At 39.7% G+C, this 24971-nt stretch carries 26 protein-coding genes; 7 read left to right on the forward strand and 19 right to left on the reverse strand.

The annotated features are described in order from the left end of the window. The first annotated feature begins 200 nt into the window (after window positions 1-200). Complete coding sequence (locus tag KTI79_RS14450; protein WP_086376337.1) at window positions 201-512, forward strand: ankyrin repeat domain-containing protein; 312 nt, start codon at window positions 201-203, stop codon at window positions 510-512. A gap of 45 nt (window positions 513-557) precedes the next feature. Here KTI79_RS14450 and KTI79_RS14455 read toward each other — a convergent pair whose 3' ends face one another. From KTI79_RS14455 to ribF, 5 genes are all read right to left on the reverse strand, one after another. Then, window positions 558-1100: an NADPH-dependent FMN reductase gene (locus KTI79_RS14455; RefSeq protein ID WP_086376338.1), complete on the reverse strand. Its 543-nt coding sequence runs from the start codon at window positions 1098-1100 to the stop codon at window positions 558-560. Between the two features lie 137 nt (window positions 1101-1237). After that, window positions 1238-1720: a peptidylprolyl isomerase gene (locus KTI79_RS14460; RefSeq protein WP_086376339.1), complete on the reverse strand. Its 483-nt coding sequence runs from the start codon at window positions 1718-1720 to the stop codon at window positions 1238-1240. A gap of 1 nt (window position 1721) precedes the next feature. Next, entirely contained in the window at window positions 1722-2252 is a 531-nt protein-coding gene (gene lspA, locus KTI79_RS14465; RefSeq protein WP_005804840.1) for a signal peptidase II, read from the reverse strand. Continuing rightward, window positions 2245-5082 (reverse strand): isoleucine--tRNA ligase, encoded by a 2838-nt coding sequence (gene ileS / locus KTI79_RS14470; RefSeq protein ID WP_086376340.1) that lies wholly within the window; start codon window positions 5080-5082, stop codon window positions 2245-2247. Before ileS ends, lspA begins: the two co-directional genes overlap by 8 nt. Window positions 5083-5143: 61 nt before the next feature. Next, window positions 5144-6145, reverse strand: coding sequence for a bifunctional riboflavin kinase/FAD synthetase (ribF, locus tag KTI79_RS14475; protein WP_002120723.1), 1002 nt, complete (start codon window positions 6143-6145; stop codon window positions 5144-5146). 207 nt (window positions 6146-6352) lie between these two features. Here ribF and KTI79_RS14480 point away from each other — a divergent pair, with 207 nt between their 5' ends. Together KTI79_RS14480 and KTI79_RS14485 are read left to right on the forward strand one after the other, a co-directional pair. Beyond that, window positions 6353-7486: a TDT family transporter gene (locus tag KTI79_RS14480; protein WP_086376341.1), complete on the forward strand. Its 1134-nt coding sequence runs from the start codon at window positions 6353-6355 to the stop codon at window positions 7484-7486. Window positions 7487-7566: 80 nt separating this feature from the next. Continuing rightward, window positions 7567-8133 carry a 5'-nucleosidase gene (locus KTI79_RS14485; RefSeq protein WP_086376342.1) on the forward strand — a complete coding sequence of 189 codons (567 nt, stop codon included), beginning with the start codon at window positions 7567-7569 and terminating at the stop codon, window positions 8131-8133. A gap of 36 nt (window positions 8134-8169) precedes the next feature. On the opposite strand, the gene KTI79_RS14490 is transcribed toward KTI79_RS14485, so the two are convergent. The 12 genes from KTI79_RS14490 to ubiG all read right to left on the reverse strand — a co-directional run bounded on the left by KTI79_RS14490 (window position 8170) and on the right by ubiG (window position 19120). Beyond that, a complete protein-coding gene (locus KTI79_RS14490; protein WP_009387703.1) occupies window positions 8170-8790 on the reverse strand; it encodes a TetR/AcrR family transcriptional regulator in 621 nt (206 codons plus the stop codon). A gap of 259 nt (window positions 8791-9049) precedes the next feature. After that, entirely contained in the window at window positions 9050-9850 is an 801-nt protein-coding gene (locus KTI79_RS14495; RefSeq protein WP_086376343.1) for an ABC transporter ATP-binding protein, read from the reverse strand. Window positions 9851-9863: 13 nt separating this feature from the next. Beyond that, a complete protein-coding gene (gene ssuC, locus KTI79_RS14500) occupies window positions 9864-10661 on the reverse strand; it encodes an aliphatic sulfonate ABC transporter permease SsuC (protein ID WP_002120785.1) in 798 nt (265 codons plus the stop codon). Beyond that, window positions 10658-11833, reverse strand: coding sequence for an FMNH2-dependent alkanesulfonate monooxygenase (ssuD, locus tag KTI79_RS14505; protein WP_086376344.1), 1176 nt, complete (start codon window positions 11831-11833; stop codon window positions 10658-10660). The genes ssuC and ssuD overlap by 4 nt, the downstream gene beginning before the upstream one ends. Before the next feature lie 26 nt (window positions 11834-11859). Beyond that, entirely contained in the window at window positions 11860-12843 is a 984-nt protein-coding gene (locus KTI79_RS14510) for a sulfonate ABC transporter substrate-binding protein (protein ID WP_086376345.1), read from the reverse strand. Between the two features lie 71 nt (window positions 12844-12914). Further along, window positions 12915-13883 (reverse strand): sulfonate ABC transporter substrate-binding protein, encoded by a 969-nt coding sequence (locus KTI79_RS14515; protein WP_032042524.1) that lies wholly within the window; start codon window positions 13881-13883, stop codon window positions 12915-12917. 334 nt (window positions 13884-14217) lie between these two features. Next, window positions 14218-15573 (reverse strand): amino-acid N-acetyltransferase, encoded by a 1356-nt coding sequence (gene argA, locus KTI79_RS14520; protein WP_017482366.1) that lies wholly within the window; start codon window positions 15571-15573, stop codon window positions 14218-14220. Between the two features lie 119 nt (window positions 15574-15692). Beyond that, window positions 15693-16022 carry an RcnB family protein gene (locus KTI79_RS14525; RefSeq protein WP_017482365.1) on the reverse strand — a complete coding sequence of 110 codons (330 nt, stop codon included), beginning with the start codon at window positions 16020-16022 and terminating at the stop codon, window positions 15693-15695. A 240-nt stretch (window positions 16023-16262) separates the two neighbouring features. Continuing rightward, window positions 16263-16676 carry an RcnB family protein gene (locus KTI79_RS14530; RefSeq protein WP_009387402.1) on the reverse strand — a complete coding sequence of 138 codons (414 nt, stop codon included), beginning with the start codon at window positions 16674-16676 and terminating at the stop codon, window positions 16263-16265. 217 nt (window positions 16677-16893) lie between these two features. After that, window positions 16894-17640 (reverse strand): YciK family oxidoreductase, encoded by a 747-nt coding sequence (locus KTI79_RS14535; RefSeq protein WP_057085045.1) that lies wholly within the window; start codon window positions 17638-17640, stop codon window positions 16894-16896. A gap of 68 nt (window positions 17641-17708) precedes the next feature. Further along, the gene (locus KTI79_RS14540) at window positions 17709-18410 is read right to left on the reverse strand and encodes an HAD family hydrolase (RefSeq protein ID WP_081035361.1); all 702 of its coding nucleotides are present in this window, start codon (window positions 18408-18410) and stop codon (window positions 17709-17711) included. Beyond that, complete coding sequence (gene ubiG, locus KTI79_RS14545) at window positions 18407-19120, reverse strand: bifunctional 2-polyprenyl-6-hydroxyphenol methylase/3-demethylubiquinol 3-O-methyltransferase UbiG (protein ID WP_005804826.1); 714 nt, start codon at window positions 19118-19120, stop codon at window positions 18407-18409. Before ubiG ends, KTI79_RS14540 begins: the two co-directional genes overlap by 4 nt. A 180-nt stretch (window positions 19121-19300) precedes the next feature. On the opposite strand from ubiG, the gene KTI79_RS14550 reads away from it, so the two are divergent. After that, a complete protein-coding gene (locus KTI79_RS14550; RefSeq protein ID WP_002120747.1) occupies window positions 19301-19918 on the forward strand; it encodes a thiol:disulfide interchange protein DsbA/DsbL in 618 nt (205 codons plus the stop codon). Window positions 19919-20005: 87 nt separating this feature from the next. On the opposite strand, the gene KTI79_RS14555 is transcribed toward KTI79_RS14550, so the two are convergent. Together KTI79_RS14555 and KTI79_RS14560 are read right to left on the reverse strand one after the other, a co-directional pair. Next, a complete protein-coding gene (locus KTI79_RS14555; RefSeq protein ID WP_025464204.1) occupies window positions 20006-20653 on the reverse strand; it encodes a TetR/AcrR family transcriptional regulator in 648 nt (215 codons plus the stop codon). Window positions 20654-20791: 138 nt separating this feature from the next. Then, entirely contained in the window at window positions 20792-21430 is a 639-nt protein-coding gene (locus KTI79_RS14560; protein WP_033850857.1) for a TetR family transcriptional regulator, read from the reverse strand. 192 nt (window positions 21431-21622) lie between these two features. Between KTI79_RS14560 and KTI79_RS14565 the strand changes: the two genes are divergently transcribed. From KTI79_RS14565 to rph, 3 genes are all read left to right on the forward strand, one after another. Then, window positions 21623-22648, forward strand: coding sequence for a ferredoxin reductase (locus KTI79_RS14565; RefSeq protein ID WP_086376346.1), 1026 nt, complete (start codon window positions 21623-21625; stop codon window positions 22646-22648). Between the two features lie 30 nt (window positions 22649-22678). After that, the gene (locus KTI79_RS14570; RefSeq protein WP_086376406.1) at window positions 22679-23821 is read left to right on the forward strand and encodes a fatty acid desaturase family protein; all 1143 of its coding nucleotides are present in this window, start codon (window positions 22679-22681) and stop codon (window positions 23819-23821) included. Window positions 23822-23980: 159 nt separating this feature from the next. Further along, window positions 23981-24697, forward strand: a complete 717-nt coding sequence (rph, locus tag KTI79_RS14575) for a ribonuclease PH (RefSeq protein ID WP_002120794.1) — start codon at window positions 23981-23983, stop codon at window positions 24695-24697. Window positions 24698-24971: the final 274 nt, after the last annotated feature.

The following is a 24971-nucleotide window of genomic DNA, read 5'->3' on the forward strand; positions in this document are numbered from 1 at the left end:
CGCTGATGGTAGTGTGGGGTTACCCATGTGAGAGTAAGTCATCGCCAGCTCATTATTCTAAACACCCCCATTCTAATAAATGGGGGTGTTTTTTATTGTGTGGTATTTAATTTTTATAAAAGATAGATCCAAAATTAGATTTGTATCCTGACTGTATTCTATGAATATAATAATGAACTCTATTATTTTTGGGTACATCCATGAAAATCAATTCTTTCTCTCCAATACTTGAAGATGATGAAGAGCTATCTTTGCCTGCATTGATTTATTGGGCATCTTTAGGTGATATCGATCAAGTAAAAGAATTACTAATAGAGGGAGAAGATCCTAATCAGACAGATGATGAGGGATATAGTGCTCTACAAGCAGCTGCTGAAAATGACCATTTAGAGATAGTTCAATTCTTAGTTGAAAAAGGTGCGTATGTTGCTTACAAAAGTGAATACACAGCATTAGAGCTTGCAGAAATGGCAGGTAATACTGATGTAGTGGAGTATTTAAAGAGTTTATAAAATTAAAAAGGCCTCTTTTGTTTAGAAAAGAGGCCTTTTGTTCGATTAAGACAAATGATATTTCTGTAGTTTCTCAACAATGGATTGAAGTCCTTTTACTTCAAACTCATTAGCTTCGAATTTTTCATCTTTATTACGTTTAAATATATCTCTTATCTCTATTACAGCATTTGAATCAATGATACTTAAACTTGAGGTGACTTGACGTATTTGGCTAATCGAGCGAGAACCATTTGTTGAGCCATAGCCAATAAATGCAGCAGGTTTACCACTCCACTCTTTGCCTAAATAGTCCAAAGCATTTTTTAAGGCTGGACTGTAACCATGATTGTATTCTGGACTGATAAAAATAAATGCGTCTGCTTGAGCAATTTTGTCTGCCCATTCTTGTTGTTTAGGTTGATCATAAATCCCGGTAGCAGGTGGGTGAGAGCCTGAAAATAACGGTAAATTCCATTCTTTTAAATCAATTACTTCTGTCTGAAAATCTTCTAGATTAAATGATGGAATTGTGGATTCTAGCCAATTGGCAACTTTAATTGCTGTACGTCCTTCACGAACACTTCCTACGATAATATAGACCAGCATGTATTCTTCCTAAGAATTTTTATCTTTATAACTTAATTCATTATATAGATAGGAGAGAATATAGAATTTGTAAGGATTCTTATGTCTCTAATAAAAATTGAATCATAAAAAAGCCCTCATTTAGAGGGCTTTTTTATTTACATTAGCTTAATGCCTTGTTGGCCTTCAGGAGTAACCTTGAATATTTCTACTTCAAAGGTAATGTTTTTACCAGCTAACGGATGATTAAAATCAATTTCTGTAATGTCATCATTAACTGATTTTACTACACCGAATAAGGTGGTTTTTGCCTTATCTTCAAATTCGATCATGTGACCAGGAATAGGGCGTTGCTCAAACTTAATTGTATCGAAAGTTTGAACATTTTCTGGATTCCACGGACCAAAAGCATCTTCTGGTGGAAGGTGTACTGTACGGCGGTCACCCGCACGTAAACCGAATAATGCTTTTTCGAAACCTGGTAAAAGGTTTCCGTCACCAATCGTCAGACTAACTGGCTCTTCACGGCTACGTGTATTGTCAATTTCTACACCATTTTCGATAGCTACAGAAAAGTGTAGATCGACTTTAGAACCTTCTTGGATACGAATTTCTTCGTTAGGTTGAATAATTTCGGTCATATTATGCATCCGAATTTTGGTTACGTTGCTTCTCAAGGAAGAATGTATCAATGAGTAGCAAAATCGTACCTAGGGTGATGGCACTGTCCGCAATATTAAAAGCTGGAAAGTGATGATTTTGGTAATAAACATGAATGAAATCGACCACATAACCTAGGGTAATACGGTCAATTAAATTGCCTAAAGCTCCACCTAAAATTAAAGCGATGGCTACAGGTAGTACCACCATTTTTTTAGGCATACGCATTAACCAAAATACAAAAAGTACTGAAACTAAGCCCGCTAAAGATGTGAAGAAATAGCGCTGCCATCCTCCTGCATCAGATAAAAAGCTAAAAGCTGCACCATAGTTATGTAATAGTGTCCAGTTTAAAAATGGAAGTACCGGTACAGGATCTGCATAGTTGAGATGTGTACTCGCAATCCATTTTGTCCATTGATCCAATACAATGGCAAGGACAGAAAGTCCAAGCCAAATCAGATTATGTGGATAAAACTGGAATAAGCCTTTTTTAGCTTGTGAATTAGGCATATTTTCTCACTTCGCCACGACCAGTGACGTTCACAATACAACGACCACATAAACCAGGATGATCGGCATGTGTATTTACATCTGGAAGAACGTGCCAACAACGTGCACATTTTTCACCTTCAGCTGCAGATATTTGTACACGTAAGCCTTCCATTTCAGTTGCTTCACCTTGCTCAGCAAATGGATGTACTACTACTTGCGAAGTAATAAGAACAAAACGGAGTTCATCAGCCAGTTGGTTTAAAACTGTTTGTAATGATTCACTTGCCCAAAGTTCAACTTTGGCTGAAAGATTACTGCCGACAAGTTTAGCGTTACGCGCTGCTTCAATCTGTTTATTTACTGCAGATTTTACGCTAATCAATGTTTGCCAATCTTCTTCAGAAAGCAAGTTTGCTTTTGATGAAACAGGCAAGTCATACCATTCTGATGTAAATACATACTTTTCAGTTTGTTCTGGAATCAATGGCCAAGCTTCTTGAGCGGTAAAGCTTAGGATTGGGCTCATCCAACGAATAAATGCTTGGACAATATGGTAAAGCGCTGTTTGAGCAGAACGACGTGCCTGAGAATCCGCTTTAGTGGTGTATTGGCGATCTTTAATAATGTCTAGGTAGAAACCACCTAAGTCATTAATACAGAAGCTCGTTAACGCACTACACACCACATGGAAGTTCATTTCTTCATAGGCAGTGATAATAGTTTGTTGTACTTCATTTGCACGCTGTAAGATGTATTGATCTAGAGCAATAAGGTCATCTACGTCCAAAGCATCAGTACTTGGTTTGAAACCATTTAGATTGGCAAGTAAGAAGCGTAGAGTATTACGAATACGACGATAGCTATCACTTACACGGCTAAAGATTTCTTTCGATGCTGCGATTTCATAACGGTAGTCACTAGAAGCTACATATAGACGTAAACCATCGGCACCAAGTTGTTTAATGATTTCTTCAAGTGGGATATAGTTACCTAAAGATTTTGATAACTTACGACCATTTTCATCCACTGTAAAACCATGTGTTAACAAGGCCTTATATGGTGCACGATTGTGAATTGCCATGGACGTTAATAAAGAAGATTGGAACCAACCACGGTGTTGGTCTGATCCTTCTAAATATAAATCGGCAGGGCTTTCTAACTCATCACGTTGCTCAAGTACAGCGTAATGCGTTGTACCAGAGTCGAACCATACATCGAGTGTATCGCGAACAGCGTTATATTGTTCAGCATCTTCACCGATGAAGTCTTTTGCTTCACGTTTGAACCATGCTTCGATACCTTCTTCTTCGATCAGTTGAGCAACTTCTTCGATGAGTTCAGGTGTACGTGGGTGTAATTCGTTCGTGTCTTTATGAACGAAGAATGGAATTGGAACACCCCAAGTACGTTGACGTGAAATACACCAGTCCGGACGACCTTCGATCATTGATTCAATACGGTTTTTACCCCAGTTCGGTACAAACTCGATATCATTTTCAATAGCATTAAGCGCACCTTCACGTAACCCTTTTTGATCCATGCTAATGAACCATTGTGGTGTAGCACGGAAAATAATTGGAGTCTTATGGCGCCAGCAGTGTGGGTAGCTGTGTTTAATTGGTTGATGAGCCCATAAACGGCCTACAGCGCCCAAAGCTTCGATAATCTTTGGATTGGCTTTATAGATGTGTTCACCAGCATAGATTGGAGCAGTTGGGAGATAAACACCATTACCACCCACTGGGTTATCTACTTTAAGGTTGTATTGAAGACCTACTTTATAGTCGTCTGCACCATGGCCAGGTGCTGTATGTACGGCACCTGTACCGCTTGTTGCTATAACGTGTTCACCTAAAATAACCGGAACTTGACGATCAGTAAGTAGAGGGTGTTGTAAGGTAAGGTTTTCAAGAGCCGAACCTGTAAAATCAGCTAAAACAACTGGATTTTCAAGCTTGTAACGCTCAATCGCTGAAGCAACTAGGTCTTTAGCAAGAATGAAGTTTTGCTTACCGCGCTCAGTAGAAACTTGTACCAATTGATATTCAATTTCGGCATGCAACGCAACGGCTTGGTTAGCTGGTAATGTCCAAGGTGTAGTGGTCCAGATCACAATATCTGTCGGATCTTGAACTTCTACGTTTAAACGGACACTTAAATCTTTGAGATCAACAACACCAAAACCAACGTCAATTGCGTCAGATTTTTTATCTTCGTATTCAACTTCTGCTTCAGCAAGAGCTGAACCACAGTCCATACACCAGTTCACTGGCTTTAAGCCTGGCTGGATATGGCCATTTTTCTGGATGAGACCTAGAGCACGAACAATATCAGCTTCTTGTTTGTAATTCATAGTGAGATAAGGATTATCCCAATCACCTAAAATACCAAGACGTTTAAAGTCAGTACGCTGTAAATCAATTTGTTTTAGCGCGTATTCACGGCAAAGTTTACGGAAAGTTGCTGCGTCAACTTTTTCGCCCACTTTACCCACTTTCTCTTCGACTTTTAGTTCGATTGGCAAGCCATGACAGTCCCAACCTGGAACATATGGTGCATCAAAACCTGAAAGCGTACGGCTTTTTACAATAACGTCTTTGAGTACTTTATTGACCGCGTGACCCAAGTGAATTGTACCGTTCGCATATGGAGGGCCATCATGCAAAATATATTTTTTCTTGCCAATACGCGATGCACGAATCTGCTGATAAATGTTGTCGGTATACCACTCTTCTAACCATTTCACTTCACGTACTGCCAAATTTGCTTTCATTGCAAATTGAGTATCCGGCAGGTTTAGCGTGGCTTTGTAGTCCACTGCATTCTCAGGAGTTTGCTTATCGCTCATGCAAGTTTTCTTCCAGTTTAATCAGCTTGGGAGCTGACATGTTTTACAATCAAAATTCGAATTAAAAAGGAAATTGTGTCGTGTCGTTACGATATTGTCGTAACTGTTGCACGTCATTATCAATTCCTGCCTTAAGTGCCTCAAGCGAAGGGTAGTTCAATTCACCATGAAGATAGTGAAGAAAAGTCACCCGCATAAATAAGCCATACAGATTAGCAGAAACATCAGGGAAATGTACTTCTAATCTCCATTCTGGATGTTCTTGCTGAATGGCGGGACGTGTACCGACATGACCTGCGCCATAGAGGCTATTTTCATGATATCCGGCAATTCCCGGTTTCTCTGGTGTTTCTTGGCGTACTTTTTCAGTGAGTGAAGTTGTTTCGCAAATGACTTCAACGCCATAAATACCGTTTAAACAAGGTTTGTGGCGGTTGAGACGAACATTAATGGTTGGAAAATCAAGAGTTCGTCCAATTTGGTCGCCATATTGGACACGTCCAGTAATACTGTACGGACGGCCTAATAATTTAGCTGCTAAAGCGAGATTACCCACTTGAAGTACTTGGCGAATACGGGTTGAACTTACGCGTTCACCTTCAAGTTCAATGGTATGTAAATTTGTGACTTGGAAGCCATAATCTTTTAAAAATTCACTATTGCCTTGGCGGTCTTTACCGAAATGAAAGTCATCCCCTAAAACTAATGACTGGGCATTTAATTTATTTTTTAATAAATCTGCGAAGGCAGATGCGCTCATGCTACGGAAATGTTCATCAAATTTAGCAACCGCAATATAGTCAACGCCAAGCTCAGCTAGGTATTCAACTTTTTCCCGTAATGAATTAATACGAGGAGGTGCATCGTAACCTTTAAAGAACTCAAGAGGTTGTGGCTCAAAAATCATGACCAAAGTTTTTAAGCCTTGTGCTGCAGCAATGTTTTTGAGTTGAGCAATCATCGCTTGGTGGCCTAAATGGACACCATCAAAATTACCAATAGTCACCGCTGTTTGAGGTAACTGAAAATTGGGCGATAACGCATTAAGACGAAGCAGTTTCATGAACTTAAAATATGGCTATTTTTGCAAGGGCTATATATTGCCATAATCTCACAGATTCGTCTTGTTGTTGTGTTTTTACTCAGTTATTTTTCAATATGAATATCTTTATATTTAAAATATTGATGAATTAAATAAAAATAAATCAATTTTTCTTATTATTAGTTTGCTCTACTATGCCTTTATCCACTCTTTGATTAGAGAACTAAGATGAAAAAACCTTTTTATCAATTAAATCAAAGCAAAGATGTTATACGACATTTTACCCCAAATTGGTTTACAGCGACTATGGGTACTGGCGTGGTGAGTATGATTTTAATCCAGCTGCCATTTGCTCAATCTTTTTTATTCACGTTAGCAACTTGGTTATGGCAATTTAATATTATCTTATTCAGCGTTTTTTCAGTTCTTTATTTATTGCGGTGGTTTCTTTTCCCTCATGAAGCGAAGCAAATTTTTAATCATCCAAATATGAGCTTGTTTTTAGGGGCTATCCCGATGGGGCTCGCAACGATATTAAACGGGTTTCTAAGCTTCGGTTTTGGGCTTTACGGTGAAGTCGCAATCCATATCGCCCAAGCTTTATGGTACATCGATGTCTTTTTAGCGCTAGCAATTGCGTGGATTGTGCCGTTTTGCATGTTTAGCCGTCAGAACCATCAGTTACATACGATGACCGCAATCTGGCTTTTACCTGTAGTTGCTTGTGAAGTAGCAGCAAGTTCTGCGGGGATGTTGGTTGCACATTTACCAGCAGATGTGCACAGCTTTCATCTATTACTGGCTGGTTATGTGCTCTGGGGAATCTCTGTTTTACCAGCATTCGCTATTTTGACAATTTTAATGTTGCGTATGGCTTTGCATCAGTTACCTGAAAAAGAAGTCGCTATTTCTAGCTGGCTCTCTTTAGGTCCTATTGGTACAGGTGCATTAGGTTTATTGTTATTAGGCCAGCAGGCACAAAGAGTAGCGCCAAACGTAGGATTTAACCAATTTGCGAATATCTTTCAAGCCTTAGGAGTTGTAGGTAGTCTCGTGCTTTTAGGCTTTGGGTTATGGTGGCTTGGTCTTGCGATTTTAACAACGCTTCGTCACGCAAAGACAGGTATTCCATTTAACTTGGGCTGGTGGGGCTTAACTTTTCCATTAGGCGTATTTATTCTCGCACTATTTAACTTAGGACATCAGGTTGAAGTTGTATTTTTACAATACGTTGCTGTGGCATTGAGTTTTTTATTATTGGCAATGTGGGGCGTGGTAATGAAGAAAACGCTTGCAGGCGCATATAGCGGTCAACTGTTCTTTTCACCGTGTTTAATCGCTTTACAACAAAAAGTGCAGTAATGATGAAAAGGTGCAAAAAGCTTTTGCACCTGATTTATACTTATTTTCAAACTTATTTAATTTTGATTTGAGCTTTTTGAATGAACACTGATATTGCTTTAATTATGGCACTTCCTAATGAATCTAAGGGTTTATTTGAACAAGCAGGTGTAGAAGTCCATTACAGTGGTATTGGTAAGATTAATGCTGCCTTTAAAGCATTTGAAGTTATTCAAAAAACAGGATGCAAAACTTTAATTAACTTCGGTACAGCTGGAAGCTCTGCATTTAATCGACATGATTTGGTCGAAGTAAAAACTTTTGTACAACGTGATATGGATGTTTCTCCCTTAGGTTTTGAAGTAGGAGTAACGCCGTTAGATGATCACTTGCCAGCTGAAATTCATCTTCAACCACATTTTGCTGATTTGCCAAAAGCAATTTGTGGAACTGGAGACTCATTTGAAACAGGTCATCCAAAAGTCGCGTGTGATGTCGTGGATATGGAAGGCTATGCTTTAGCCAAAGTATGCCATAAGTTAGGCGTACGACTAATTTCGGTGAAGTATATTACTGATGGGGCAGATGACACCGCGCATCTGGATTGGGAAGAAAATTTATTGTTAGGCGCCCAGAAACTTTTAGCCCTTTATCAAAACCATTTCTAAAAAAAGATCGGCAAATTTGCCGATCTTTTTTTTGTTTTAACGAGGCAATACGCCGTAGAGCATCAGGTGGACTGTATGCTCAATCGAACGCTGGAACATACTGCGGTTACGAAGCGTTTTACCGGTCACCATTTCCATTTGAGTTGCAAAATCTGCATAGTTTTGCGTAAGGCCCCAAATATTTAAGATCAATAATTCTGGGTCGATATCTGGGGAAATCTTTCCTTCTTCTTGCCAAGTCTGAATGACCTTGGCTTTGCGCTTAAATAGCTTTTTCAAAGGCCCTTTCAGTATAGGTAAAATATGTGGAGCGCCTTGAATAATTTCTAGTGCAAACAATCTTGATGCTTTCGGTTGGCTACGAGACAGTTCGATTTTTTGAATTAAATAGTGAGATAAGGCTTCGGCTGGTTCTAATTCAGCTTCTAAAGTTTGTAATGGGGCCAACCATTTTTGTAAAACGGTTGTGAGCACTTCTACATATAAAGACTCTTTATTTTCATAGTAATAGAAAATATTCGACTTATGCATGTCGGCGAGTTGGGCAATTTCATCCAGACTTGCTCCACTGAACCCATAGACTGAAAAGACGTCAAGGGCCGCAGCAAGAAGCTGATTGCGCTTTTGGGTACTCTTTTTTTGTTCCATCTGCTGCATAATTAAAAAAATAATATTCCCATTGTAAGGGAAATTGTTTGATTTGTGCACAGGTGTCTTGCTTTTTTAATCAAAAAACAGCTAGTTATTTGCGTAATAGATATACTATTGTGCAAAAAATAGAGAGATTCACTAGTTTATTGTTATTCTTAAAAATATTTTTTAAATTTCGCCCTAAAAAAGAGCAATAAAGCAGCAGTTTTATTGCTCGTAAATTGGGCATTTTTCGGCTGAAATATTCTCATTGCTCATCGCAACCTTAAGTTGCTAAAACCGCATCGAGTACTTGTTGCTCAAGCTGAGCAAAAGTAATGCTTTTTTTACGCGGACGCGGCAAATTAACTTGGAAACTTTGAGCAATTTTGCCCTTATCTAATAAGATAATACGGTCAGCCAATTGCACTGCTTCACTCACATCGTGTGTGACCAAAATTGCAGTAAAGCCTTGCTCTTTCCATAAACGTTCAATCAAGCTTTGCATCTCAAGCCGAGTTAGAGCATCTAATGCACCTAACGGCTCATCTAACAATAATATGCGGGGTGTATGCGAAAGTGCACGTGCTAAAGCTGTACGCTGACGTTGACCACCTGAGAGTTGGGAAGGCCATTGTCCTGATTTCTCTTTTAAACCGACTTTTTCTAGTAATTCTTCTGCTAAAGCATGTTGCGATTTTGGTAGCCCAAGTTGAACATTTTGAAGAATATTTCTCCAAGGAAGCAAACGAGGATCTTGAAACATGACACGAATATCGTCGCTCGTAATGCCTTCACGCAAATGTCGGGCAGATTTAAATTTAATTTCCCCAAAACTGGCTTTTTCAAGTTGGGCAATTAAACGTAGTAACGTACTTTTGCCACAACCACTTCGGCCAACAATTGCTAAAAACTCGCCCGGCTGAATATGTAGATCAAGATCTTCGAGGACCTTTACCTCACCATAAAATTTATAAAGTTGCTCAATCAGAATCTCTGCACCTAATACTGGTTCTTGAGATTCTGTTGGTTCTTCCGGAATGAGCTGCACTTCATTCTGATTAATATTTAAATTCAGATTTGTCATGTTCTAAGCTCCCTTATTTCTGATATCCAGAATGCCAACGTAGTAAATAGCGTTCTAAAAGCTGTGCTAAAACATCTGCTAGTTTGCCTAGTAAGGCGTACAGAAGAATACCGACCAGAACTACATCCGTTTGTAAAAACTCACGTGCATTCATGGTCATATAACCAATACCTGCTTGAGCCGAAATGGTTTCAGCAACAATGAGCAATACCCAAACCAAACCTAAAGCAAAGCGTAAACCCACTAAAATAGAAGGCATCGCACCTGGTAGGATAATTTCTTTATAGAGCTGCCAACGTGAAAGTCCATAGCTTTTGCCCATCTCAATCAATTGAGGATCAACTGACCGAATACCGTGATAGGTGTTGATATAGATAGGGAAGAAAACACCTACTGCGACTAAAAATAATTTTGCTGTTTCATCAATGCCGAACCACAAGATGACAAGTGGGATAAGTGCTAAGGCTGGGATGTTACGAATCATTTGTAAGGTCGTATCGAGCAGGGTAGAGGCGAAACGCGAAGACCCGTTGAGTAGACCCAATAACAAGCCTAAGCCACCGCCAATCAACAACCCTAGTAAAGCACGTCCTGCACTGACTTTAACGTGCTGCCAGAGTTCACCACTCACCAGTAGATGCCAAAAGGCGGAAACTACAGCAGTAGGTGCAGGTAAAATACGGCTTTCTAAAAGACCCGAACTTGAGGCAATTTGCCAAACAACTAATAGAAGAATAGGGAAAATCCAAGGCAGCAAACGCTGCCCGATTTGTTTTGTTCCACGTGAAACAACACTTTCAGCTTTGCTCATGCAGGCTCCTTGACGGAACTATTTTGCTTCTTCTCGTCTGGAACATAATTGTTGGCAATAATTTCCCCGAATGGCCCGGTTAAATTTGGCTGAGCAAGTTTAGCGCGAGTTTCAATTGGTAATAACGGGAATACCAACTCTGCAAAACGGATTGATTCTTCAAGGTGTGGATAGCCTGAGAAAATGAAGGTATCAATACCTAAGTCAGCATATTCCTGAATGCGAGCAGCAACTGTTTCAGGATCACCTACAAGAGCTGTTCCAGCACCACCACGAACTAATCCAATACCTGCCCAAAGGTTTGGAGATACTTCAAGCTTGTCTCTGTTGCCGCCGTGGAGAGCCGCCATACGTTGTTGGCCTACAGAGTCCATTTGTGCAAATTTTTTCTGTGCTGCAGCAATAGTCGCATCATCAAGATATTGGATAAGCTCGTTAGCTGCTGCCCAAGCTTGTTCGTTGGTTTCACGAACAATTACATGCAAGCGAATGCCGTAAGTTAATTTACGACCTTTAGTCTCAGCTTTAGCACGAACATGTTCGATCTTTTGTTTGACAGCTTCTGGTGGTTCCCCCCAAGTGAGGTAAGTATCGACTTGCTCAGCTGCAAGATCGACAGCGACGTCTGAAGAGCCGCCAAACCAAAGTGGTGGATAAGGCTTTTGAACAGGTGGGTAAAGTAGTTTTGCATCATCCACTTGTAAGCGTTCACCGTGGAATGTAAAAGTTTCACCTGTATGTGAGCGTGTCAAAATCTCACGCCAGATTTTTACGTATTCATTAGCAGTTTGATAACGTGTTGAGTGATCTTCATATAAGCCATCACCGCGTAGTTCTGCTTCATCACCACCAGTCACTAAGTTGAGTAACACACGGCCATTCGACAAACGGTCAAACGTTGCAGCCATACGTGCTGCCAACGCTGGTGTCGTTACCCCTGGTCGTAATGCAACTAAAAATTTAAGGTGTTGAGTTGCATCAATTAGGCTAGCCGCCGTAATCCAAGGGTCTTCACATGAACGGCCTGTTGGAATAAGTACACCTTCGTAACCTAAATTATCTACTGCCACAGCAATTTGCTTCATATAGGCATGGTCAACCTGACGAGCGCCTTTACTTGTACCTAAATAGCGACTATCACCGTGGGTAGGAATAAACCAGAAAATTTTCATGTGCATTACCTATATGTCTATTGAAATTACTTGGCACCCCAAACAGCTTGTTTAATGCTGATTGGTTTTGGAATGATGCCTTGTTGAGTAAAAATGTCTGCGAGTTGCTGCTGCTCAGCAATCACTTTGCTGCTGAGTGGAGCTGCCGATGATGGGCGTGGACGTCGTTTAATGAATAAATCACTGGTTGCAGGCTTAAGTCCTGTGCTTTGGCCAATCGCACCTGCCGTTTCTGCTTGATGGCTTTGAACCCATTTGTCAGCTTGATTGATTTGTTTGATGAGCCCTGAAACAGCTTTAGGATGTTGTTTAACAAAATTTGGAGCTGCTAAATAAAATGTATAGTTCGGGCTTAAACCTTTACCCGATGCAAGAACACGCGCTTGGTCTTCTAGTTGTGCTGAAGCAAAGTAAGGGTCCCAAATTGCCCATGCATCAACAGCACCCTTTTGGAATGCTGCGCGAGCATCGGCAGGAGTAAGCCAGATCGGAGTAATGTCACTCCAGTTTAGGCCTGCTTTACGTACGGCTTGTACCAGTAAGTAATGTGAACTTGAACCTTTTTGCAACGCAATCCGTTTGCCTTTAAGGTCTTTAAGTTGTTTGAGCTGCGAGTTTTTGGGAACTAGAATTGCCGATGCAAATGGCTTAGCCGCTTCATAAGCAATATAATATAAAGGCTTGCCAGCCGCTTGTGCATAGACAGGAGGTGTGTCTCCAGTAACGCCTACATCAAGAGAACCGACAGCTAAAGCTTCTAAAATTTGTGGTCCAGCAGGAAACTCATTCCAAGTAATTTTTGCATTTGGGAATTCTTGCTCAAATAGTTTTTGCTGTTTGGCAATCGCGAAGTTAATCGAACTTTTTTGAAAACCAATACGAAGTTCTTTCACTGTTGGGTCAATTGCCCAAGCAGGTGCTGCGATTGTTAAACCTAATACAGCGACCGCGCTAAAGCGCTTAACTAACTGAGTCCACTGACTCTTATTAAATAATGACTGATGTTGCATATTGATATCCTTGTTCCCTTAACACAAGGCACAGCATTTATATCGTTATTTAAGCTGTGCCCAAGCTGGGTTTATTTCAGTTTTAAAATGGCTTCTTGAATGGTGAGCTTGTTGGGAATGAGCTTTTGCGCGTAGAAGGCATCAGCTACATATTGTTGTTCTTGGGCTACCTTGTCAGATATTGGCTGAACTCCAAAACCCATACGTGAAATGGAAGTTTTGAGTACATCAAACTCAAGTGCGGTAGGTTTTTCGAGTAACTTGGCAGCTTCATCCTGATGTGAACTTACCCACTCAGTGGTCTGGTTAAGTGTCTGTACAACAATGTTGAGTACTTTCGGATTATTTTCTGCAAATTTACGGTCAGCTAAATAGAACTGATGATTACTCACCAAGTTTTCGCCTGTTGCTAAAACTCGGGCCTGAATTTGATGTTCAGCCGCTGCAAAGAACGGGTCCCAAATCACCCATGCATCGACAGCACCTTTTTCAAAGGCAGCACGAGCGTCTGATGGCGGTAAATAAACTGGTTGAATATCACTTAAGCTTAAGTTGTTGGCTTCTAAAACTTTTAACAATAGATAATGAACATTCGAGCCTTTGTTAAGAGCAACACGTTTGCCTTTTAAATCTTTAATAGATTGGATGGGAGAGTCTTTTTGTACCAATAGTGCTTCAGCTTTTGGCGCAGCAGGTTGGTTTGCGACATAGACTAAATTTGGATTGGCAGCCTGAGCAAAGATCGGTGGTGCTTCACCTGCTTCACCGAGTGAAACACTTCCTACGTTTAAACCTTCAAGCAATTGAGGGCCAGCAGGGAACTCAACCCATTTCACTTGCACGCCTTGTTCTTTTAATGCTTTTTCTAAGTCACCACGAGCCTTTAAAATAGGAAGAATCCCATATTTTTGGTAGCCAATATTTAAAGTTGTGGTGGCTTGTTCCTCTTTTTTGGCACAACCACTTAACATCATCACTCCTGCAAGGCTGGCCGCGATGACTGAATATTTTGCCCATGAAGTGGTGTTGAAAAGTGCCATGAGATTTCGTGCTCCCCGAAAGAGAAAAAGAAAAAATAATTGGATGAGCAGATACCCTAAATGGATTTTTATTTCAGAAAAAATAAGTATTCGGTCTTTATTTATGTAAAAAAAAGCTAAACACAATAGGCTATAAACTTATGCGAAAAAATGATTTATCTAATAGAAATATATTTAATGAATTGCGAGTAAGTTGATGTAAATAAAATAAAAAATATTAAAATCTTAAAAAAATAGATTTTAAAAAAAGTACAACCATAAATTAATCGTGTTTACGGTTGTACTTTTTGAACTAAGCTTATCTGAAATAAGAATATCTTAAAAATAGCAAAGGCTAAGGAAGTGGTTTTTTAAAGACTAAAGAATTTCTTTGATAGTTATAGAGTGCCTGACGAGCATTGGGTAAGTCATCAACAGTAACTTGATGAAAACCATGCTCCAAAAACCAGTGAGCTGTCCGAGTCGTTAAAACAAATAATTGACGAATACCTTGTTCTTTTGCTTTTTCTTCAAGGAATTGCAAAATTTGGCTGCCACGGTTCGATTTACGATAACTTGGATGTACTGCGACGCAGGCAATTTCTGCTGAACGTGTTTCATTAAATTCTGTTGGAATTGGATAAAGTGCAGCACACGCTAGAATCGTACCATCGCGTTCGATAACAGCGAACTGGCTAATCTCTTGCTCTAAACGTTCACGTGAACGATAAACCAAGATACCTTCTTCTTCTAATGGACGTAATAAATTCATTAAACCGCCCACATCTTGAATGTTGGCCATGCGAACTTCTTCATAATGCGCATCGGTAATCATGGTACCAACACCATCACGAGTGAACAGCTCTTCAATTAGTGCACCATCATAGGCATAAGATATGAGGTGAACACGGTGTACGCCTGATAAAGACGCTTTTTTTGCTTGTTGCAAATGTAAAGTAAGTGTTGGGCTAATGGTTTGGTATTGTTGAATATAGTAGTCCAGTTGATGTGGGCTTAATTCACGTAATATTTGCTCATCTTCATTCAGCAATCCTTGTTGCTCACCTAGAAAAATGAGTTTATCTGCTTTTAAGTAAGTTGCTGTTTTAGTTGCGACTTCTTCAGCTCTTAAGTTAAATACCTCACCTGTAGTGGAGTAACCTGTTGGTCCTAGCAGTACAATATTATGGTTGTCGAGGTGTCGATCAATCGCATCGGTATCGATAGAACGAACTTCACCTGTGAGCTGGAAATCCATGCCATCACGAATACCATAAGGTTTAGCAGTCACAAAATTACCTGATACCACATCTATGCGAGCGCCGTACATTGGCGAGTTTGCTAAGCCCATAGAAAGTAATGCTTCAATTTCAAGCCGAATAGAACCTACAGCACTCATGACACAGCTTAAAGATTCACGTGTGGTAATACGGCTGTTGTCATAAAAAGGAGTTTCGATTCCTTTTTCTTTAAGATTTTGATTAATTTGTGGACGTGCGCCATGAACTAAGATTAAGCGGATGCCAAGAGAATGTAATAAAGCAATATCGTGAATGATATGTTCGAAATTAGGATGTCGGACTGCTTCACCACCAAACATCAATACAAAAGTTTTATCGCGGTGAGCATTAATGTAGGGCGCTGAGTGTCGAAACCAGTGTACATAATGCTGGGTGTTATTATGCGACTTACTTTCAGGCTTACTTGGCATACCGATCTCGAATCAACAGCAAAAAGATATAAAGATGATTCTAAACAAAAAAGACTAAAGCCGCATGTTTTAGATAAAAAAACACCTAAATTGAAATTTGGGTGTTTAAATTTTTTTGATTAGTGAACAACTCTAATGATTTTATGACTTTGTTCATTCACTAATACGTAATTTCCGTTCACTTTATACCATTTTTGATAACGACCCGGTTTAGTCAATTTTTGGTGTTGACGATAGTCGATCACGTAACGTGAATGTCGATACTCATGCGGTACAACCTGACCTACTCTCCACGCATTACGATGGTCGTCTTTTTTAATCACTTTAACTGTTTTTACTTCATGGTTTTGATAGTTGCCATGATGATTATGATCATTTGGTGCTGCCATTGCTGTTGTTGCAACTAAGCCACTAAGTGAAAGAACAATCGCTGTTGTTAATTTTTTCATTGTAAACCTCGAATGATGAGTTAAATTTCAATAACTAAAGATTAGTGAACAATTGCAGATAAATCGTGGAGGCTAAGAAGAATAAATGTGAAAACTAATTGTGAAATAAGAAGAAATTAAGAAAATATCTAAAGTGAAAATATAAAAAAGCTTGTATTTTTAAGATAGATAAACAATAAAAAAGGATAAAACCCAAAGGCTTTATCCTTTTTTACTCAGCGATAGCGAGGGTCTATCGCCTTAAAAACCACGAATACTCACAATGCTATTAGAGTCTGTGTCGACTAAAATATAGTCATTGTTGATTTTGTACCATTGCTGATTACGGCCTGGTTTCGGCAAGTTACTGTCTTTATAGTCGACTTTATAGCCATTACCACGATAGTGCTGTGGCATAACATAGCCAGGCTGCCAGCGATGTTGTTTTAAGCGTTCAAAGCCACGTTCTTCGCGCATACGGCGTTCGTCACGGATACGATCTTCATCATGATCACGTCCAAATCCTGGCCCACGATCATTCCACTCACCGCGTGGCCCTCCACCTTTAGGTCCTTTGGGACCATGGCCTCGGTCAAAAGGAGGATCAGCAAAGCTCGCCATACTTGTGGTCAGTACGGTTATGCAAAGGGCTAAGATGGTGAACAACTTTTTCATGATGCATCCTCGTTTACATCTGATGTCTCTCATGTTGAATACTCTACGCGCAAAATGCAGAGAAACTGTGAAGATCATTTAATGGTTCAATTAAAATTACGGATAGATCAAGAGTTTTTATCAATAATAAAAAAGGCTTGTATATATCTTTTCAGGTATAGGCAAGCCAGATTTGATGATTGGCCGTAATTTAATCTAGCTTTTCATCTTTAACTTTTTAATCCTGCGCATCAATACTTTGACCATTGAGTGCCAAGCTATCTTCACCCATTAAATAGAGATAGGCTGGCAAGATCGACTCTGGTGTAGGTAAGGTTTTCGGATCTTCTTGTGGGTAAGCTTTCGCACGCATTGCAGTACGTGTTGCGCCTGGATTAATGCAGTTAAAGCGAATATTTGGATAAGTATTCTCTGCTGCAAAAATTTTGCTCACTGCTTCAATGGCAACTTTTGAGACAGAGTATGCGCCCCATAAAGCACGTGCTTCACGACCTACACCTGAACTGGTAAATACGACAGAGGCATTTTCTGATTTTTGCAAAAGTGGCAATAAGGCTTGAGTCAGGGCAAAAGGAGCTCGTAAGTTAACTGCCATCACGTCATCCCATACTTCGGTAGGATAATGTGCTAGCTCTACACGCTCACCTAAAATACCGGCATTATGCAAAATACCATCTAGACGTCCAAATTGCTTTTCAAGTGTATCGACTAAAAAGTCATAATCACGGTCAGAGGCACTTGAAAGTTGTAATGGTAAAATCGCGGGCTGAGGTGCGCCTAGACTTTCAATTTCATCATAAATCACTTCAAGTTTATTTAAGGTTCTACCATGCAGGACAACGGTTGCACCATGTAGGGCATAACTTAGAGCTGCAGCTCGCCCAATTCCATCACCAGCACCGGTAATTAAAATAATTCGATCTTTGAGTAGATCCGGACGAGGTTGGTATTCTGAATATTTCATTGGTAAACCTCCTTCTTTTTATATTGATAAAACAAATAGCCGTTAAAAAAGTCTATAAAACTCTTAAGTTAACTTATCATACGCTGATTTTCCTGTAGAGCAGGAAGCTTTTGACGTAACATATCGTGTAATTCTGTCACTGTATTTACAATCGAATCGGCCTGCCAAGCGGCTAAATCATCACGGTGTTCAATAGGCAAATAACCGTACGCAGCTAAAATAGTGTACATATTGGCATTGCGACCAGCATCGATATCACGTGGGTGGTCGCCCACATAAATAATTTCATCTGCTGATATATTTAACTGTTTAGCAGCCAAATACATTGGTTCAGGGTCTGGTTTGGTTTTACTGACATCTTCAGGACATACCAAAACCGCACAGCGTTCTGTCAGATTTAACTTTTCTAAAAGAGATTCACTTAAACCGCGTGGTTTGTTGGTCACAATACCCCACGGAATTTGCGCAGCTTCTAACTCTTCTAAGAGTGGATACATACCTTCAAACAGATCTGTATCAACCACAATATTATTGCCGTAAATATCTAAAAAGTTTTGACGATGTGCCAAGAAAATTGGATTGGCCATATCCAGCTCTGGATAAACCAATTTCACCATCGCACGTGCACCTTCAGACACCTGAGTGCGAATAAGATCGGCTTCTACAACAGGGCGTCTTGCATCACGGCACATTTGCTGAATAATACGAATGAAATCCGCAGCTGTATCGATAAGCGTACCGTCTAAATCAAATAAAACAGCTTTCATCATGCACCTGTATTAATCGTATGAACCATATAGTTAACGTCAACATTTGGCGCTAACCAGTAATGCTTGGTCAGTGGGTTGTAATGTAGTCCAGTCATTTCTTTTAACGTAAGGCCTGCATTACGAATATCATGTGCCATTTCAGATGGTCGAATAAATTTATGATAATCATGCGTACCTTTTGGCAACATGCGTAGTACGTACTCTGCACCAATAATGGCAAATAAATAAGATTTTGGGTTACGGTTAATGGTCGAGAAGAACACATGGCCGCCCGGTTTAACCAGAGCCTGACAAGCTTTTACAATAGATGCCGGATCTGGAACGTGTTCCATCATTTCCATACAAGTCACCACATCATATTGACCTGCTTGTTCTTGTGCTAATTCTTCTACAGGAATTTGACGATATTCAATATTTTGAACATTTTCTTGCTGAGCATGTAAACGGCCGACAGCTAGAGGTGCTTCACCCATATCAATGCCTAATACATCTGCGCCACGACGTGCCATGCTTTCGGCCAAGATACCGCCACCACAGCCGACATCAAGTACTTTTTTACCAGCAAGACCGCCTGCGCGTTCATCAATCCAGTTAAGACGTAGAGGATTGATTTGATGAAGTGGGCGAAATTCAGAATGTTGATCCCACCATTTGGCAGCAAGTGCTTCAAACTTTGCGATTTCTTGTAAATCAACATTCAATTGCGACATGGTGCTACCTCTAAACTTGAGTTATCTTTTTGGATGTAGTTCGCCGTTAGTGTAGCGATTATTGGGAAAAAAGCGATAAACCCAATAAAAAACTTCACAGAAGCAAAACGAATTTAGCATATTTGTTTTATATTTAGGGCATAAGCTAATGCATAACAACTTAGAGGAAAAGCTGTAGCAATGAAAAAATTGGTTTTGGGTGGTTTGAGTGCAGCAATTATGGCCGTATCGGGTAGTGCAATGGCAGCAGATTTTGTTGCTGGTAAAGACTACACTGTGATTGCCAATCCAGGCAAAGTGGAAGTTCCGGGGAAAATCGAAGTTCGAGAGTTCTTTTGGTATGGATGCCCACACTGTTTTAAACTTGAACCGCATATGCAAACGTGGTTAAAACAGATTCCTAAAGATGTACGTTTTGTACGTACACCTGCTGCAATGAATAAAATGTGGGAACAAGGGGCACGTACGTACTATACATCTGAGGCATTAGGTGTACGTAAACGCACGCATTTACCACTATTCCATGCGATTCAGGTGAACGGTCAACAAATTTTTGATCAGGCTTCTGCTGCGAAATTCTTTACTCGTTATGGCGTACCTGAGCAGAAATTTAATAGTACTTATAACTCGTTTGCTGTGACGGCAAAAGTTGCTGAGTCAAATAAACTTGCTCAACAGTACCAATTAACAGGCGTACCTGCAGTGGTCGTGAATGGTAAATATGTTGTGCAGGGTGAAGATGGTAAAGTTACTCAAGTTCTTAATTATTTAATTGAGAAAGAACGTAAAGCAAAATAAGTTGTTTAGGCTTTACTTCAAAAATGGGCTTCATACGAAGCCCATTTTTATATTTAATTTATCGTTAATTATCACGAAATAATTCAATTAATTTTTCTGGTTTTCATCTTCAATTTGAAAATTTAAAACGTCAAAATTAGCGGTTTGAGTCGGCAGTGATAATGCTTGGTTAATATATAAATTAATTAATTTTTGGCGAGAACCAATCGAACGCTGATAATAAGTAGAATTTAAAAGTAGTGATGCACCATAAGTCAGTGACCAGATATAAGACAAATAATCACGAATCGACATGTCATAATTTAATGATTTTAAATACTTTTCGGTAATATCTTTAATTGCCAAAATACGCTGCTGTCGAATTTCATACAGCTCTTCGAAAAGATGCTTTAACTTAGACTCTGTCATCGTCAGATTTTCTTCAAGTTGATGCAATAGAATCGTTTTACCTGGTGCAAGTAAATGATGAAGCATGTAATGAGGAGCATACTCTTTGAAATCTGTATTATATTTTTTAGAAATTTCTAAAATTTGCTTTTCATTTTGAATAATGAGCTCAAGTAGAAGCTCATTTTTACTTCTAAAATGCTTATAAAGTGTGCCTTTAGCAATATCTAGCTCGGCCACTAACTCGTCTAGAGTAATTTCCTGATTGTTTTCTAATAACAACTTTTCTGCCACGCTCAGAATTTTTTCTTTACGCATCAAAAACTGTGTATGACGATCAAGATTCATAGGTATTCCCACACCAGTTTGGCCTAACTAATAGTTTACTTCCTGTAAAAAAGAAAAAGACTTTTCTCGAAATTTTTAGCCTTTTTCTTTCTCTCTTTACGTATTACCACATAACCTGTTTTTTGTCATTTGCCGCTTCTATCGTTCCCAGTTTGCAATCCCTCTAAAGAGTAAGCGAACTTGTGTAGAAGCATTTTCAATAAAGGCAGTTTGTTGCAGCTTGAGCTGTTCACCTTGATATTGTTTCGATAGGTTGAGCCACGTCATTGCCCATGTAAATGACATATTAGTCAAAATGGTAGATAAGACATTTAAGTCTTGAGAGTTTTGAATATGTTTAAAATTTTCAAGTTTCGTAAGATCAGTTGTTAGATCTTCAATCAGAAATTCAATTTCTCGTGCAATTGCTGCACGGACTGTTTCTGAGCCGCCCCAACGTTCAGCAATCATAAATTGCCATTGCTTAGGGCTATGATTCACTGCCTGCACAAATAGCTCAATACTGGTTTGGGTTTTAGCAGACTTGTGCTGTAAATAACTTTGACCGAGTTGATGTAAGACACTTTTTAAATGTAGGGCAACTTGATCGACCAATTCCTTGCCGAGCTCATCCATGTCCTGAAAATGGCGGTAGAACGCTGTCGGTACTAAACCTACTTCACGTGCAACTTCACGCAAACTGATACTACTGAACGAACGCCCAGACGTGCTCAGATGCAAGGCTGCATCGAGAAGTGCCTGACGACTTTGCTGTTTTCGTTCATCGCGTATCGACATTAAAAGAACCTATTTAAACCGTGAGCCAAAGTCTAACAAAAAAGAGCAAACTTTCATAAAAAAAATAGTGAACAAGTGTTGACTGAGTGAACGGTTATAAATATAGTGTACATGTGTTCACTATACGAACATGTGTTCACTATACGAACATGTGTTCACTCAAATAAATAGCCAGATACAAAAGAGGAACGTATGAACGCAACACTTAGTTATCAGCCACATTGGGTTCGAGAAGATTTCGTTGATTTTGTCTTGCAGAAAATTAACGTGACTTGGGCGTGGAAAAGGGTACTTGCAGAAGTTACCGCCGTTCAGCCACTTCATACCGATATGGTGCTCATTAGACTTAAACCAAATCGTAATTTTAATTTCGATCAGGTCCGCGCAGGTCAAAGTATTTTACTGACTTTACTTATCGATGGCGTTTACCAACAACGTAGTTACTCGATTATTGAAGTGACAACGCAAGGTGAAATTGCTTTAGGTATTAAAGTCCAAGGCTTGGTGTCTCGTGCAGCTCAACTGTTACATGTGGGTGAGTGTGTTGAAATTTCACAGCCACAAGGTGATTTCACTTTGCATCAAGGCCAACAGCCTGCCATTTTAATTGCATCCGGAAGCGGTATAACTGCAATTTATTCACTCTTGCAGCAAGCTTTAAAACAGCAACTTGAACAAATTCATGTCATTTATTTTAATCGTGCGGAAATTTTTCATGCTGAATTAAAAGCTTTGGCAGAACAGCACCCACAGCTTCAATATCACTTTTTTAATACCAGCGAGCAGAAACAGCATTTAACTAAAAGCTTACTGCAAAAGCTGGTTCCAGATTTCGAGCATACAGCAACTTATGTTTGTGGTCATCACGGCATGATGCAGCAGGCGAATGAAATTTATATACAAAAAGGTGCTCAGTCGCAGCTTCATCAAGAGTATTTTCAGCCACTTCAAGTGACTGGTACACATGTAGCACAGCCTGTTATTTTCCGCCGTGCTCAACACGAGTTTTTAGCTGAAACAAATTTACTGAGCAGTGCAGAGCAAGCTGGTTTACGCCCACAACATGGTTGCCGTATGGGTGTCTGCAATAAATGCAGCTGTACCAAGGTAAGCGGAGTCACTCAAAACCTGTTAACTGGTGAAATTGAAGATCAACCGAACCGTCCAATTAAACTATGCGTGAGCCAGGCATTAAGCCCAGTCACGATTGATCTATAAAAAGAATTAAAGAGGATTAACCCTATGAATATGGCATTAGAATTTTCTACTGTTTCTAAATCTGCTCATTTAACACCTGAACAGACTGAAGAGTTTGGTCGCCGTGTTGAGCAGATTCGTCAAGACGTTATGCAAAGTCTTGGTGAGCAAGATGCAAAATATATCTACAAAGTACGTAATTTTGTTCGCTATACCGAAATCGCATCACGTGGCATGTTGATGTTTGGTGGGTGGATTCCGCCTGTTTGGCTACTAGGCACAGGCTTATTAGGCATTTCTAAAATTGTAGAAAACATGGAACTTGGTCATAACGTCATGCACGGGCAGTTTGACTGGTTAAATGAACCAAGCCTGAACGGTAATACTTACGATTGGGATACCATTGCTTCGGGTGATGACTGGCGTGAAACACATAACTATGTGCACCACACCTATACCAATATTGTCGGTAAAGACCATGATGTCGGTTATGGCATTTTGCGAGTAAGTGATCAACAGAAGTGGGAACCTCGCCACCTGTTTAATATTCCACTCGGTCTACAATTAATGTTTTTCTTTGAATGGTATGTAGGCGTGCAAAACTTACATCTTGAAGATGCTTTAGTTTATAAAACCAAGAGTTGGAAACAGGTTTGGAAAGATTCGGCTAAAGTACGTAAAAAAGCCACACGCCAAGTTTTAAAAGACTATGTATTTTTCCCTGTCATCTCTGGTCCTATGTTTTTACCAGTTTTTGCAGGAAATGTAGTTGCGAATATTATTCGGAATTTGTGGTCATCTGCGGTGATCTTTAATGGTCACTTTACTGAAGATGCAGAAACGTTTGAACCAGATAATACCGATACTGAAACCAAGGCAGAGTGGTATTTACGCCAGATTCGTGGTTCAAGTAATTTTAGTGGTACAGAATGGCTGCATTTTATGAGCGGTAACTTAAGCCATCAAATTGAACACCATTTATTTCCAGATATGCCAGCTAACCGCTATAAAGAAGTAGCCCCGAAAATTAAAGCACTTTGCGCAGAATATGGCATTAACTACAACGAGGCGAACTTTATGCGCCAGTTCTGGAGTGTATGGGTACGTTTAGCGAAATGTTCACTGCCAAACCATACCACTGGAAAAGTGATGCAGGCATTGGAAAAGTTAAAAGCAAAATTCAAGTTTGCATAATCTAAATTATTTCAAAATAGCTCCTTTTTAGGGGCTATTTTTATTTTTGAATTATAAAAATTGCAGACTTACATTTGAAAGTAGGGAATAAACTCAACCTGTCAAAATCCTTTGCTATACTATGCCCAAGTTTGTATTTAAGAGAAGTTAGGAAGGATTATGCGTATTGACCAACGTGCATTAGACCAATTACGTGAAGTGAAAATTACACGAAACTACACCCGTTATGCTGAAGGTTCTGTGCTGGTCGAATTTGGTCACACCAAAGTCCTTTGTACTGCAAGCATTGATAACTCAGTGCCACGCTTTTTAAAAGGCCAAGGCCAAGGCTGGGTAACGGCAGAATATGGCATGTTACCGCGTTCAACACATTCACGTTGTGACCGTGAAGCGGCTCGTGGTAAACAAACTGGTCGTACTCAAGAAATCCAACGTTTGATTGGCCGTAGCTTACGTGCGATGGTTGATTTGAAAAAGCTTGGTGAAAACACAATTACCATCGACTGTGATGTCATTCAGGCTGATGGTGGTACGCGTACTGCTTCAATCACTGGTGCTGCTGTAGCATTGGTTGATGCGATGAATGTTTTATTGTCTCAAAAGAAAATTAAGCATGATCCGCTTAAAGGGTTGGTTGCTGCAATTTCTGTAGGCATGTATCAAGACGAAGTGTTGCTCGATCTTTGCTATGAAGAAGACTCGAACTGTCAAACTGACCTAAATGTAGTAATGACACAAGCTGGTGAGTTTATTGAAATTCAAGGTACTGCCGAAGACAAACCGTTTACCCGCGCTCAAAGCAATGCCATGTTAGAAATGGCTGAAAAAGGGATTGCCGAGCTCATTAAAAAGCAACAAGAAGCTTTAGGCTGGTAATTTTACGCTTTCTAAAAAACGCATCTTTGGATGCGTTTTTTTATGCCTTCATCAAATCGACATAAAAACATCACTTGCCTGTCACTTTTACGCTTTATTAGTAGTTCGCATTTAAACCGTTTGGAAAAAATCAATGCGAAAACTTTCACTTTTATTCATTACATCTTTAGCGCTTATGCTCAGTGCTTGTAACGATGATAACGACTCAGATAATTCATCGCCAACAACACCGCCCACCAGTAATTGCAAAATGCACTGTGCACCATAATAAGAA

The organism is Acinetobacter sp. WU_MDCI_Abxd143 (assembly GCF_025514195.1).
Classification (GTDB): Bacteria; Pseudomonadota; Gammaproteobacteria; order Pseudomonadales; family Moraxellaceae; genus Acinetobacter; species Acinetobacter pittii_H.

Bases quoted from the DNA above. Each gene is read 5' to 3' on its own strand.
- ssuD (WP_086376344.1), bottom strand. From the start codon at position 11,833: ATGAAAATTTTCTGGTTTATTCCTACCCACGGTGATAGTCGCTATTTA.
- KTI79_RS14490 (WP_009387703.1), bottom strand. From the start codon at position 8,790: ATGCAGCAGATGGAACAAAAAAAGAGTACCCAAAAGCGCAATCAGCTT.
- rph (WP_002120794.1), top strand. From the start codon at position 23,981: ATGCGTATTGACCAACGTGCATTAGACCAATTACGTGAAGTGAAAATT.
- KTI79_RS14555 (WP_025464204.1), bottom strand. From the start codon at position 20,653: ATGAATCTTGATCGTCATACACAGTTTTTGATGCGTAAAGAAAAAATT.
- ubiG (WP_005804826.1), bottom strand. From the start codon at position 19,120: ATGTCGCAATTGAATGTTGATTTACAAGAAATCGCAAAGTTTGAAGCA.
- KTI79_RS14525 (WP_017482365.1), bottom strand. From the start codon at position 16,022: ATGAAAAAATTAACAACAGCGATTGTTCTTTCACTTAGTGGCTTAGTT.
- ileS (WP_086376340.1), bottom strand. From the start codon at position 5,082: ATGAGCGATAAGCAAACTCCTGAGAATGCAGTGGACTACAAAGCCACG.
- KTI79_RS14540 (WP_081035361.1), bottom strand. From the start codon at position 18,410: ATGATGAAAGCTGTTTTATTTGATTTAGACGGTACGCTTATCGATACA.
- KTI79_RS14480 (WP_086376341.1), top strand. From the start codon at position 6,353: ATGAAAAAACCTTTTTATCAATTAAATCAAAGCAAAGATGTTATACGA.
- ssuC (WP_002120785.1), bottom strand. From the start codon at position 10,661: ATGAGCAAAGCTGAAAGTGTTGTTTCACGTGGAACAAAACAAATCGGG.
- KTI79_RS14515 (WP_032042524.1), bottom strand. From the start codon at position 13,883: ATGGCACTTTTCAACACCACTTCATGGGCAAAATATTCAGTCATCGCG.
- KTI79_RS14530 (WP_009387402.1), bottom strand. From the start codon at position 16,676: ATGAAAAAGTTGTTCACCATCTTAGCCCTTTGCATAACCGTACTGACC.
- KTI79_RS14550 (WP_002120747.1), top strand. From the start codon at position 19,301: ATGAAAAAATTGGTTTTGGGTGGTTTGAGTGCAGCAATTATGGCCGTA.
- KTI79_RS14450 (WP_086376337.1), top strand. From the start codon at position 201: ATGAAAATCAATTCTTTCTCTCCAATACTTGAAGATGATGAAGAGCTA.
- KTI79_RS14560 (WP_033850857.1), bottom strand. From the start codon at position 21,430: ATGTCGATACGCGATGAACGAAAACAGCAAAGTCGTCAGGCACTTCTC.
- KTI79_RS14460 (WP_086376339.1), bottom strand. From the start codon at position 1,720: ATGACCGAAATTATTCAACCTAACGAAGAAATTCGTATCCAAGAAGGT.
- ribF (WP_002120723.1), bottom strand. From the start codon at position 6,145: ATGAAACTGCTTCGTCTTAATGCGTTATCGCCCAATTTTCAGTTACCT.
- lspA (WP_005804840.1), bottom strand. From the start codon at position 2,252: ATGCCTAATTCACAAGCTAAAAAAGGCTTATTCCAGTTTTATCCACAT.
- KTI79_RS14535 (WP_057085045.1), bottom strand. From the start codon at position 17,640: ATGAAATATTCAGAATACCAACCTCGTCCGGATCTACTCAAAGATCGA.
- KTI79_RS14510 (WP_086376345.1), bottom strand. From the start codon at position 12,843: ATGCAACATCAGTCATTATTTAATAAGAGTCAGTGGACTCAGTTAGTT.
- KTI79_RS14565 (WP_086376346.1), top strand. From the start codon at position 21,623: ATGAACGCAACACTTAGTTATCAGCCACATTGGGTTCGAGAAGATTTC.
- KTI79_RS14570 (WP_086376406.1), top strand. From the start codon at position 22,679: ATGGCATTAGAATTTTCTACTGTTTCTAAATCTGCTCATTTAACACCT.
- KTI79_RS14485 (WP_086376342.1), top strand. From the start codon at position 7,567: ATGAACACTGATATTGCTTTAATTATGGCACTTCCTAATGAATCTAAG.
- KTI79_RS14495 (WP_086376343.1), bottom strand. From the start codon at position 9,850: ATGACAAATCTGAATTTAAATATTAATCAGAATGAAGTGCAGCTCATT.
- KTI79_RS14455 (WP_086376338.1), bottom strand. From the start codon at position 1,100: ATGCTGGTCTATATTATCGTAGGAAGTGTTCGTGAAGGACGTACAGCA.
- argA (WP_017482366.1), bottom strand. From the start codon at position 15,573: ATGCCAAGTAAGCCTGAAAGTAAGTCGCATAATAACACCCAGCATTAT.